Here is a 12,270-nt window from a genome sequence, read left to right on the forward strand (position 1 = left end):
ACGCGTACGCCAGGCACCACCGGCACTCCCGTCCGTCACGACCGGTCCCTCCGACCCCCGGGGCCCGGCCGTCACCGGCGCCACCCGCACGGCACAACCGTCGCCCCACCACGAGCACCGGCACCACGAGCAGCACACACTCGCACCACCCGCACCTCCCGCACCGGTCGACGCACGAGCCGCACCACGACGTGCACCCACCCGCACGCCCCCGCCGCACCGACGGGGGCGCCCCGGGCCCGCCCTCGTACCCTCATCCGCCCTGCCCGCTCACCGGCCGCACCCGCCGAGGGGATTCGTCATGGCATCAGAACCACCCCTGCTCACCATGTCCGGCATCACCAAGTCGTTCCCGGGCGTCCGTGCCCTGGACGGCGTGGACCTGGAGGTCCAGGCCGGCGAAGTCCACTGCCTCCTCGGGCAGAACGGCGCAGGGAAGTCCACTCTCATCAAGGTCCTCGCCGGCGCCCACCAGCCCGACGGCGGAGAGATCACCTGGCGCGGCGAGACCGTGTCGCTCAGGTCGCCCATCGCCGCCATGCGCCTCGGCATCGCGACGATCTACCAGGAACTCGACCTGGTCGAAGGGCTGTCCGTCGCCGAGAACGTTTTCCTCGGCCACGAGCCGACCGCGGCCGGCTTCGTCGTACGCGGCGCGGCGGCCCGGGACGCGACCGCACAGCTGCTGCTGCGGCTCGGACACACCGAGATCGACCCGGCCCGTCAGGTCGGCGACCTGTCCGCGGCCCAGCAGCAGATCGTGTCCATGGCCCGCGCCCTCTCCCACGACGTGCGGCTGATCGTGATGGACGAGCCGTCCGCCGCCCTCGACCCCGACGAGGTCGACAACCTCTTCCGCATCGTCGGCGACCTCACCGCCGAAGGCGTCGCCGTCGTCTACATCTCCCACCGGCTGGAGGAGATCCGCCGCATCGGAGACCGCGTCACCGTCCTCAAGGACGGGCGCGCCGTCGCCGTCGGCCTGCCCGCCGAGTCCACCCCCACCCGCGACGTCGTCGCGCTGATGACCGGCCGCAACGTCGAGTACGTCTTCCCCGAGCGGCCGGCGCGCGGGGCCGGCGCCGCCCGCGAACCGGTTCTGCGGGTCGAAGGGCTCGCCAGGCAGGGCGAGTTCGCACCCGTCGAACTCGAGCTGCGGCCAGGGGAGATCGTGGGTCTCGCCGGCCTCGTCGGCTCGGGACGCAGCGAGATCCTGGAGACCGTCTACGGCGCCCGCAGGCCCACCGCGGGCCGCGTCCTCGTCGACGGAATCCCGCTGCGGCCCGGCAGCGTCCGTGCCGCCGTCCGCGCCGGCATCGGCCTCGCGCCCGAGGAACGCAAGGCGCAGGGCCTGCTGATGCTGGAGTCCGTCACCCGCAACGTCACGATCTCCACCCTCTCCCGCTTCTCCCGCGCCGGCTGGCTCGACCACCGCCGGGAGCGGGCCGCCGCCCGGCAGGCCACCCGGGAGCTGTCGCTGCGGCCCGACAATCCCGACGCCCGTATCCGCACCCTCTCCGGCGGCAACCAGCAGAAGGCCGTGCTCGCCCGCTGGCTGCTGCGCGGCTGCAAGGTGCTCCTCCTCGACGAGCCCACCCGCGGTGTCGACGTCGGCGCCCGCGCCGAGCTGTACGCCGTCATCCGCAGGCTGGCCGACGAAGGGCTCGCCGTACTGCTCGTATCCAGCGAAGTGCCCGAGGTCCTGGGCCTCGCCGACCGTGTGCTGGTGCTGCGCGAAGGCAGCGTCGTGCACACGGCCGACGCCCGGGAGCTCGACGAACACCGCGTACTCGACCTTGTGATGGAAGGGAGCCCGACGGCATGACGCAGCCAGCCTCTGCGGCGCAGAAGGACGCGCCGGCCGCCACCGCCACGTCCGCACCGGCAGGCGGGGGGCGGGCGCCGCTCGGACTGCGCGCGGACGTCCGCAACCTCTCGCTCCTCGGCGTCCTCGCCGTGCTGATCGCCGTCGGCGGGATCACCAAGCCCGACGAGTTCCTCGCGGCCAGCAACCTTCAGCTGGTGCTGACCCAGGCGTCCGTCATCGGTGTCGTCACGGTCGGCATGACGTTCGTCATCACCAGCGGCGGCATCGACCTGTCGGTCGGCGCCATCGTCGCGCTCGCCTCCGTATGGGCCACGACCGTGGCGACCCAGGAGTACGGCTTCGCCGGCATCCTCTTCACCGCCGTGATCGTGGGCGTGGGCTGCGGCCTCGTCAACGGTGTGCTCATCGCGTACGGCGGGATGGTGCCCTTCATCGCGACCCTCGCCATGCTCGCATCGGCCCGCGGACTCGCCCTGCAGATCACCGACGGCAAGACCCAGATCGTCACGGTGAACGAGGTGCTCGACCTCGGCGTCAAGGACGCCTACGTCCTCGGCATCCCGCCGCTGGTGCTGGTCTTCGCGGCCGTCACCGTCATCGGCTGGCTGCTGCTCAACCGCACCACCTTCGGCCGCCGCACGGTCGCCGTCGGCGGCAACGCGGAGGCGGCCCGGCTGGCCGGCATCGACGTACGACGCCAGCGCCTGTACCTGTACCTGCTGTCCGGCCTGTGCTGCGGCATCGCCGCGTTCATGCTGATCGTGCTCGCCGGGTCCGGCCAGAACACCAACGGCAACCTCTACGAACTCGACGCCATCGCGGCCGCGATCATCGGCGGCACCCTGCTCAGCGGCGGCCGCGGCACCATCGTCGGCTCCGTCCTCGGCGTCCTGGTCTTCACGACGATCACCAACATCTTCGCGCTGAACAACCTGGAGACCGCCGTCCAGCAGATCGCCAAGGGCGCGATCATCGTCGCCGCCGTCCTCGTCCAGCGCCGCACCCTGCGCGGCGCCGACGCCTGACGGCCCCGCACACCCGCACCTCCCCCAACCCGCACCGCCCATACCGCCCAGTCGAAGGGTCGATCCGTCATGCCGCACATCCCCTCCACCAGCCGCAGAGGACTGCTGTTCGGCACCGCAGCCGTCTCCGCCGGAGCACTGCTGACGGCCTGCACCAGCAACGAGCCGAAGAAGCAGGAACAGGCCACGAACAACGCCCCCGTCGCCGACGACAAGCCCGGCAAGGCCGTCACCATCGGCTTCGCCGGCCCCCAGGCCGACCACGGCTGGCTCAACGCCATCAACCAGAACGCCAAGTCACGCGCCGAGAAGTACTCCGACGTCACCCTGGAGATCACCGAGGGGTCCAACGACACGGCCGCCCAGATCGGCCAGGTCCAGACCCTCATCAACAAGAAGGTCGACGTCCTCGTCATCCTGCCCGCCGACGGCAAGGCCCTCACCCAGGTCGGCCTGCAGGCCATGAAGGCGGGCATCCCCGTCGTCAACCTGGACCGCGTCTTCGCCTCCCCGCAGGCCTACCGCTGCTGGATCGGCGGCGACAACTACGGCATGGGGCTCAACGCGGGCAACTACATCGGCGAACAGCTCAAGGACAAGCCGAACGCCAAGGTCGTCGAACTCGCCGGACTCGACAACCTCGAACTGACCAAGCAGCGCACCCAGGGCTTCGACGACGCCCTGAGGAACTACCCCAACATCAAGAAGGTCGCCCGCCAGGCCGCCGACTTCACCGTCGAGTCCGGCCAGGCCAAGATGGCGCAACTGCTCCAGGCCCAGTCGCAGTTCGACGCCCTGTGGAACCACGACGACGACCAGGGCGTGGGCGCCCTGCGCGCCATCGCCCAGGCCGGGCGCGACGACTTCCTGATGGTCGGCGGGGCGGGCGCCAAGTCCGCGATGGACGCCATCAAGGCCGACAACAGCGTGCTCAAGGCCACCGTCCTGTACCCGCCGACGATGGCGGCCTCCGCCATCGACCTGGCGCGTGCGCTCGGACAGGGCAAGGGAGTCAGCGGCATGGCCGAACTGGAGATCCCGGCCTCCCTGACCCTCTACTCCGCCGTCGTCACCAAGGACAACGTCGACGAGTACCTGCCCACCGGCTTCAACTGACCGGCGCGCCGCCCCCACCGTGCACACCGACGAGGAGGAACCGTATGGAACAGAGGGACAGTGACGCAGGCGCGCCGACACTCGGCGTGGGCATGGTCGGCTACGCGTTCATGGGCGCCGCGCACTCCCAGGGATGGCGCACCGCCGGCCGGGTCTTCGACCTGCCGCTGCGGCCGGTCCTCGCCGCGATCGGCGGCCGCGACGAGCACGCCGTGCGCGCGGCGGCCGACCGGCACGGCTGGGCGGCGGCGGAGACCGACTGGCGTGCCCTCGTCGCCCGTGACGATGTGCAGATCGTCGACATCTGCACCCCCGGGGACAGCCATGCGGAGATCGCCGTCGCGGCACTGGAGGCGGGCAAACACGTCCTGTGCGAGAAGCCGCTGGCCAATTCGGTGGCCGAGGCCGAGGCCATGGTGAGGGCCGCCGAAGCGGCCCGCGCCCGCGGCCAGGTGGCGATGGTGGGCTTCAACTACCGGCGCGTGCCCGCCCTCACGTACGCGCGCCGGCTCATCGCCGACGGCCGGCTCGGCACGCTGCGCCACATCCGGGTCACCTACCTCCAGGACTGGCTGGTCGACCCCGACTTCCCGCTGACCTGGCGTCTGGAGCGGGAGCACGCGGGCTCGGGGGCGCTCGGCGACCTCGGCGCGCACATCGTCGACCTCGCGCAGTACCTGGCGGGGGAGCCGCTGGTCGGGGTCTCGGCGCAGCTGGAGACCTTCGTCAGGGAACGGCCGCTGCTGCGGGGGGCGTCGGCAGGTCTGACCGCGTCCGGCGGCGCGGAGCGTGGGACAGTCACCGTCGACGACGCGGCCCTGTTCACCGGGCGCCTCGCCTCCGGGGCCCTCGCCTCCTTCGAGGCGACCCGGATGGCGTCAGGGCGCAAGAACGCCCTGCGCCTGGAGGTCAACGGCGAACTCGGCTCGCTCGCCTTCGACCTGGAGCGCCTCAACGAGCTGTCCTTCCACGACCACCGCGAGCCGGCCGTCACCGCGGGCTTCCGCCGCATCCTCGTCACCGAGGCGGAACACCCCTACCTCGAGGCGTGGTGGCCGCCGGGCCACGCGCTCGGCTACGAGCACACCTTCGCCCACCAGGTCCGCGATCTGGTCGTGGCCATCGCCACCGGGGCGCAGCCGATGCCCTCGTTCGCCGACGGGCTGCAGGTGCAGCGGGTGCTCGCCGCGGTGGAGGAGAGCGCGCGGAAGAACGCCGTCTACACCCCCGTACCGGCGGCCGGTGCGGACGAGGGAGCAGGGCGAGCAGCCCAGGCAGTACAGGCACAGGTCTGAGAAGGAGATCCCATGCCACGCCCGTTCACACTGTTCACCGGTCAGTGGGCCGATCTGCCGCTGGAGGAGGTCTGCCGGCTGGCCCGTGACTTCGGATACGACGGTCTGGAACTCGCCTGCTGGGGCGACCACTTCGAGGTGGACAAGGCCCTCGCCGACCCGTCGTACCTGGACGGCCGGCACGCGTTGCTGGAGAAGTACGGCCTCACCTGCTGGGCGATCTCCAACCATCTGGTCGGCCAGGCCGTCTGCGACAACCCCATCGACGAACGGCACCAGGGCATCCTGCCGGCCCGCATCTGGGGCGACGGGGAGCCGGAGGGCGTACGGCAGCGGGCCGCGGCCGAGATCAAGGACACCGCCCGCGCCGCCGCGGCCTTCGGCGTCGACACGGTCATCGGCTTCACCGGCTCCTCCATCTGGCACCTGGTGGCGATGTTCCCGCCCGTGCCGGAGCGGATGATCGAGCGCGGGTACGAGGACTTCGCCGAGCGGTGGAACCCGATCCTCGACGTCTTCGACACCGAGGGCGTCCGCTTCGCCCACGAGGTCCATCCCAGCGAGATCGCCTACGACTACTGGACCACCAAGCGGGCGCTCGAAGCGGTGGGCAACCGGCCCGCGTTCGGGCTGAACTTCGACCCGAGCCACTTCGTCTGGCAGGACCTCGACCCGGTCGGCTTCCTCTACGACTTCCGGGACCGGATCTACCACGTCGACTGCAAGGAGGCCCGCAGGCGTCTGGACGGGCGCAACGGGCGGCTGGGCTCCCATCTCCCGTGGGGCGACCCGCGCCGCGGCTGGGACTTCGTCTCCGCAGGGCACGGCGACGTGCCTTGGGAGGACGTGTTCCGGATGCTGCGCTCCATCGGCTACGACGGGCCCGTCTCGGTGGAGTGGGAGGACGCCGGGATGGACCGGCTGGCCGGTGCGCCACAAGCGCTTGCGCATCTGAGGCAGTTCGACTTCGATCCGCCCAGCGCGTCCTTCGACGCCGCCTTCTCGGGCGGCGATCAGTAGAACATGCCTGGTCCGAGCCCGGCGGCGAGAGTGCCGCCGGGCCGGTCCGGCACGCCCGGGTGCGCCTTTGTCCTGCTACGGGAAAAAGTTCAACTTCGCTGCTGCACAAGGGCTTTCCGTCCAGGATGAACCCGGCTACCGTCCCATCTCGTGTACACGACATAGGTGGTGCAGGAGTGACGGCGCACTCCGGTTCCACGGCATCCAGCCCGGCGCGGAGCTCTCGCAGCTCAAGGAAGAGCACCCGCGAACAGCACCGCTCCACGAGGCGAGCGCGGTCCGGGGGACACCCCAGCGCTCCACGGCAACCCGCTCGTTCGACCGGCCACTACCGGAGGACATCCGTGCACAGAAAAAGGCCCAGGGGCCGCAAGGCCCTCGCGCTCCTCACCGGCAGTCTCCTCGCTGCAACCTCGCTCGCCCTCACCGCGCCGACCACGGCCACCGCGGCCGACCCCGAAGCGACCCCGGCCGCCGCGGAGTTCCAGCAGGTCACGCTCGCCAAGGGCGGTGAGGAGACCGGCGAGCCCATGTCGCTCGCCGTCCTCCCCGACCGGAGTGTGCTCCACACCTCCCGCAACGGCGAGCTGCGCATGACCGACGCCGCCGGCAACACCCGGGTCGTCGGCACCGTCCCCGTCTACTCGCACGACGAGGAAGGTCTCCAAGGCATCGCCCTGGACCCGAAGTTCGCCGAGAACCGGTTCGTCTACCTCTACTACGCGCCCCCGATGGACACCCCCGCGGGCGACGCGCCCAACGAGGGAACCGCCGCGGACTTCGCGAAGTACGACGGCGTCAACCGGCTCTCCCGCTTCGTCCTGGGCGAGGACGGCACCCTGAACAACGCCAGCGAGAAGAAGATCCTCGACGTCCCGGCGACCCGCGGCATCTGCTGCCACGTCGGCGGCGACATCGACTTCGACGCGGCGGGCAACCTGTACCTGTCGACCGGCGACGACTCCAACCCCTTCGCCTCCGACGGCTACACCCCCATCGACGACCGCCCCGGCCGCAACCCCGCCTACGACGCCCGCCGCACCTCCGGCAACACCAACGACCTGCGCGGCAAGATCCTGCGCATCAAGGTGAACGACGACGGCTCGTACGCGATACCGGAGGGCAACCTCTTCGCCCCCGGCACCGAGAAGACCCGGCCCGAGATCTACGCCATGGGCTTCCGCAACCCCTTCCGGTTCAGCGTCGACAAGAAGACCGGCATCGTCTACGTCGGCGACTACGGTCCCGACGCCGGCGCCGCCGACCCCCGGCGCGGCCCGGCCGGCCAGGTCGAGTTCGCCCGCGTCACCGGCCCCGGAAACTACGGCTGGCCGTTCTGCACCGGAGACAACGACGCCTACGTCGACTACGACTTCGCCACCAAGACCTCCGGCGCCGCCTTCGACTGCGCCGCCCCCAAGAACGACTCGCCGCACAACACGGGCCTGGTGGACCTGCCGCCCGCACAGCCGGCGTGGATCCCGTACAACGGGGGATCGGTACCCGAGTTCGGCACCGGCTCCGAGTCGCCGATGGGCGGACCCGTCTACCGCTACGACGCCGCCTCCACCTCCCCGGTGAAGTTCCCCGAGGAGTACGACGGGGACTTCTTCGCCGGAGAGTTCGGCCGGCGCTGGATCAAGCGCATCGAACACGGCGCGGACGGCGCCGTGCAGTCCATCAACCCCGTCCCGTGGACCGGCACGCAGATCATGGACATGGCCTTCGGCCCCGACGGCGCGCTCTACGTCCTCGACTACGGCACCGCCTGGTTCGGCGGCGACGAGAACTCCGGCCTCTACCGCATCGAGAACGCCACCGGCGGACGCTCCCCGGTCGCCGAGGCGAGCGCGAACAAGACCTCCGGCACGGCGCCCCTGCGGGTGTCCTTCTCCTCCGCCGGGACCACCGACGCGGACGGCGACGCCCTCACCTACAGCTGGGACTTCGGCGACGGCGGCACCTCCACCGCGGCCGATCCCACGTACACGTACAAGAAGAACGGCACCTACACCGCCACCGTCACCGCCAAGGACCCGAGCGGCCGCACCGGCTCCGCCAGTGTCCGTGTCGTCGTCGGCAACACGGCGCCCAAGGTGACGCTGGAACTGCCCGCCGACGGCGCACTGTTCGCATTCGGCGACGAGGTCCCCTTCAAGGTCACGGTCACCGACCCGGAGGACGGGACCGTCGACTGCGCCAAGGTGAAGGTGACGTACATCCTCGGCCACGACAGCCACGGTCACCCCGAGACCTCGGCCAACGGCTGCACGGGCACGATCAAGACCTCGGCCGACGGCGGGCACGACGCCAACGCCGACATCTTCGGCGTCTTCGACGCCGAGTACACCGACGGCGGAGGCGGCGGCCAGGCCCCGCTGACCACGCACGACCAGGCGAAGCTGCAGCCGCGCCACCGGCAGGCCGAGCACTTCGACGACTCCGCCGGCATCACGACCTACGACAAGGCGACCGCGAACGGCGGCAAGACCGTCGGCGACATCCACAACGGCGACTGGATCTCCTTCACGCCGTACCACCTCGCCGGATCCACCAAGCTCACCGCACGTGTCTCCTCCGGCGGCACCGGCGGAATCCTGGAGGTACGGGCCGGGTCCGCGAGCGGCACCCTCCTCGGCTCCACCCCGGTGCCGGTCACGGGCGGCTGGGACACCTTCCAGAACGTCGACGTGCCGCTCAGGTCGGTCCCGAAGCGGACCACCGAACTGTTCCTCGTCTTCAAGGGAGGAGCCGGGGCCCTGTACGACGTCGACGACTTCCAGATCTCCGACGAGCCCGTCGACAAGGCCGCCAAGCGCGTCCTCGTCTTCTCCCGGACCGCCGGTTTCCGGCACGACTCCATCCCGGCCGGCATCACCGCGCTGAAAGAGCTCGGCGGCAGCAGCGGCATCACGGTCGACTCCACCGAGGAGGCCCGCCAGTTCACCGCCGCCAACCTCGCCCGCTACGACGCGGTCGTGTTCCTGTCCACCACCGGTGACGTCCTGAACGCCGACCAGCAGAAGGCGTTCGAGGACTACGTCGCCGCGGGCGGCGGCTACATGGGCGTGCACGCCGCGGCCGACACCGAGTACGACTGGGAGTTCTACGGCGGACTCGTCGGCGCCTACTTCACCTCGCATCCGCACATCCAGCCCGCGACCGTACGCGTCGAGGACCACGACCACCCGGCCACCGCGCACATCGACGAACCCTGGCAGCGCACCGACGAGTGGTACAACTACCGCACCAACCCGCGTGAGCAGGCCCGCGTCCTGGCCACCCTCGACGAGACCAGCTACACGGGCGGCACCATGAAGGGCGACCACCCGATCGCCTGGTGCCAGACCTACGAGGGCGGCCGCGCCTTCTACACCGGCGGCGGCCACACCAAGGAGTCCTACGCCGAGCCGGCCTTCCGGCAGCACCTGCTGGGCGGGCTGCGCTACGCCACCGGACAGGTCGACGCCGACTGCAGGCCGAGGACCGGCTACCGGCCGATCTTCAACGGCGAGACGCTGGACGGCTGGAAGCAGGCCGGTCCGGGCGGGTTCGACGTCGTCGACGGCGAACTGCGCACCGAAGGCGGCATGGGCATGCTCTGGTACCAGGCCAAGGAGCTGCACTCCTACTCGCTCAAGCTCGACTGGAAGATGGCGGGCGACGACAACTCCGGCGTCTTCGTCGGCTTCCCCGCCTCCGACGACCCCTGGTCGGCGGTCAACAACGGCTACGAGGTCCAGATCGACGCCACCGACGCCCCGGACCGCACCACCGGTGCCGTCTACGGCTTCAAGTCGGCCGACATCCAGACCCGTGACCGGGTGCTGCGGCCGCCCGGCGAGTGGAACACCTACGAGATCCGGGTCGAGGGCGAACGCCTGCAGGTCTTCCTCAACGGAGAGAAGATCAACGACTTCACCAACACCGACCCGGTCCGCAGCCTCGAGGACGGCTACATCGGCATCCAGAACCACGGCGCCGAGGACCAGGTGTCCTTCCGTGACATCCAGCTGAAGGAGCTGCCCTCCTAGTGCCCCTCCTCAGGGGCGCGACCCCCTGAGGGCCGCCACCGAGCCGGCGGCGGGCGGGGAGGCGCCGTACCCCCGCCCGCCGTCCTCCATCCCCATCGGAACATCGACATGGCAGGGAGGCAGCCCGTGAACAACGACGGGAACACAACGGAGCCCCGGCTCGGCCGGGGAACCGCACGCACCGGGGTCTGGTTCGTCGGAGCACGCGGATCGGTGGCCACCACCGCAGTGGCCGGATGCGCTGCGGTGACCGCCGGAATGCATCCGCCGACCGGCATGGTCACCGAGACCGCGCCGTTCACCGGCACGGGTCTGCCCTCCCTGGCCTCACTCGTCTTCGGCGGCTACGACACCGTCAGCTGCCCGCTGCCCAAGCGGGCCGAGCACCTCACCGAAGCGGGCGTCCTCCCGCACGGCCTCGCCGGTGCCGTCCGCACCGACCTCGCCGCCGCCGACCGGGAGATACGCCCCGGCGGCCCGCTCGCCGGGGACACCCGCACCGACGAGGAACTCATCGCCGCCTTCGCCACGGATCTGGAGTCCTTCCGCGAGCGGCACGCTCTCGCCAGGGTCGTCGTCGTCAACGTGTCCTCCACCGAACCTCTCCCGGGACCGGACGCCGTCCGGCTGCCCCCCAGCTCCCTCTACGCGGCCGCCGCCGTCCGCACCGGCTGCCCCTACGTGAACTTCACCCCGTCCACCGGGCTGCGCACCGCCGCCCTCACCGACGCCGTCGCGGCCAGTGGACTTCCCCACGCCGGCCGCGACGGCAAGACCGGCCAGACCCTTCTCCGCTCCGTCCTAGCCCCGATGTTCGTGCAGCGCGCCCTGTCCGTACGGGCCTGGTCCGGCACCAACCTGCTGGGCGGCGGAGACGGAGCGGCCCTCGCCGACCCCGCCGCCGCGGCCGCCAAGAACGCCGGCAAGGAACGCGTCCTCGCCGACACCCTCGGCCACAGCCCCGAGGGAGAGGTCCACATCGACGACGTCCCCGCGCTCGGCGACTGGAAGACCGCGTGGGACCACATCGCCTTCGACGGCTTCCTCGGCTCCCGCATGGTCCTCCAGACCATCTGGCAGGGCTGCGACTCGGCACTCGCCGCGCCCCTGGTCCTCGACCTGGCCCGCCTCGTCGCCCGCGCCCACGAGGCAGGCATCTCGGGGCCCCTGCCCGAACTCGGCTTCTACTTCAAGGACCCGGACGGCGGCCCGGCGGGCCTGTCCGAGCAGTTCACCGCACTCCTCTCCTTCGCCGGCCGCCTGCGGGAGACCCGGTGATCCGCTCCCTGCTGTCCCGCCTCGCGGCCGCGCGGCCCCGGCCCCGCGGGGCCGCCGCGGCCTCCTTGTCGCCCGAGGCCGTGGGCGCGCCCGCGCGGCCGCCGGGCCGTGCCACACTGCGGGACTGGGCCGAACTGCTGCGTGTCTCCGCCCTGTTCACCGTCCCCGGCGACGCCCTCGCGGGCGCGGCCGCGGCCGGACTGCGCCCCAACCGGGGCACGGCACTGGCCGTGGGCGCCTCCCTGTGCCTGTACGAGGCGGGCATGGCGCTCAACGACTGGGCCGACCGCGACGAGGACGCCGTCGACCGCCCGCACCGCCCGATCCCCTCGGGCCGCATCGCACCGGGCGCGGCCCTCGCGGCGGCCGGTGCCCTCACCGCGGCGGGCCTCGCCCTCGCCTCCCGCGCGGGCCGTCCCGCCCTGGCCGTGGCCACGGCCCTGTCGGCCACGGTCTGGGCGTACGACCTCCGCCTCAAGCACACGGCAGCCGGCCCCGCCGCGATGGCGACGGCCCGCGGACTCGACCTGCTCCTGGGGGCGACCGCGACGTTGTCCGCGACACGGCAGCCGGCCACGGGGGAGCCCCGCTTCGGGCCCGCCGCGGCGGCGTCTTCGCCCGATGCGGCCGTTGTCTCGGCACGCGGCGCGGTTGCCGCGTCCTCGCCCGGCGCG

Annotated in this window: 8 protein-coding genes; all 8 read left to right on the forward strand. The window is 71.6% G+C overall.

Annotation, left to right across the window (positions count from 1 at the left end; all coding sequences use genetic code 11):
• Positions 1–301 precede the first annotated feature (301 nt).
• Positions 302–1,825 carry a sugar ABC transporter ATP-binding protein gene (locus tag HW130_RS10585; RefSeq protein WP_177149203.1) on the forward strand — a complete coding sequence of 508 codons (1,524 nt, stop codon included), beginning with the start codon at positions 302–304 and terminating at the stop codon, positions 1,823–1,825.
• Positions 1,822–2,853 carry an ABC transporter permease gene (locus HW130_RS10590; protein ID WP_177149204.1) on the forward strand — a complete coding sequence of 344 codons (1,032 nt, stop codon included), beginning with the start codon at positions 1,822–1,824 and terminating at the stop codon, positions 2,851–2,853. Before HW130_RS10585 ends, HW130_RS10590 begins: the two co-directional genes overlap by 4 nt.
• A 69-nt stretch (positions 2,854–2,922) precedes the next feature.
• Positions 2,923–3,969: a substrate-binding domain-containing protein gene (locus tag HW130_RS10595; RefSeq protein WP_177149205.1), complete on the forward strand. Its 1,047-nt coding sequence runs from the start codon at positions 2,923–2,925 to the stop codon at positions 3,967–3,969.
• Between the two features lie 44 nt (positions 3,970–4,013).
• Positions 4,014–5,264, forward strand: a complete 1,251-nt coding sequence (locus HW130_RS10600) for a Gfo/Idh/MocA family protein (RefSeq protein ID WP_177149206.1) — start codon at positions 4,014–4,016, stop codon at positions 5,262–5,264.
• Positions 5,265–5,276: 12 nt separating this feature from the next.
• The gene (locus HW130_RS10605; RefSeq protein WP_177149207.1) at positions 5,277–6,284 is read left to right on the forward strand and encodes a sugar phosphate isomerase/epimerase; all 1,008 of its coding nucleotides are present in this window, start codon (positions 5,277–5,279) and stop codon (positions 6,282–6,284) included.
• Positions 6,285–6,628: 344 nt separating this feature from the next.
• Positions 6,629–10,318 (forward strand): ThuA domain-containing protein, encoded by a 3,690-nt coding sequence (locus HW130_RS10610; RefSeq protein ID WP_177149208.1) that lies wholly within the window; start codon positions 6,629–6,631, stop codon positions 10,316–10,318.
• 126 nt (positions 10,319–10,444) lie between these two features.
• Complete coding sequence (locus HW130_RS10615) at positions 10,445–11,596, forward strand: inositol-3-phosphate synthase (protein ID WP_177149209.1); 1,152 nt, start codon at positions 10,445–10,447, stop codon at positions 11,594–11,596.
• Positions 11,597–11,661: 65 nt separating this feature from the next.
• Positions 11,662–12,270 (forward strand): UbiA family prenyltransferase (locus tag HW130_RS10620; protein ID WP_375256522.1); only part of this gene is annotated, 609 nt, incomplete at its 3' end.

The sequence above is a fragment of the Streptomyces sp. PKU-EA00015 genome, from assembly GCF_013387495.1.
In the GTDB taxonomy this organism is placed as follows: domain Bacteria; phylum Actinomycetota; class Actinomycetes; order Streptomycetales; family Streptomycetaceae; genus Streptomyces.

Excerpts from the sequence above, each read along its gene's own strand:
- HW130_RS10590 (WP_177149204.1), top strand. The coding sequence starts at position 1,822 with ATGACGCAGCCAGCCTCTGCGGCGCAGAAGGACGCGCCGGCCGCCACC.
- HW130_RS10605 (WP_177149207.1), top strand. The coding sequence starts at position 5,277 with ATGCCACGCCCGTTCACACTGTTCACCGGTCAGTGGGCCGATCTGCCG.
- HW130_RS10585 (WP_177149203.1), top strand. The coding sequence starts at position 302 with ATGGCATCAGAACCACCCCTGCTCACCATGTCCGGCATCACCAAGTCG.
- HW130_RS10595 (WP_177149205.1), top strand. The coding sequence starts at position 2,923 with ATGCCGCACATCCCCTCCACCAGCCGCAGAGGACTGCTGTTCGGCACC.
- HW130_RS10600 (WP_177149206.1), top strand. The coding sequence starts at position 4,014 with ATGGAACAGAGGGACAGTGACGCAGGCGCGCCGACACTCGGCGTGGGC.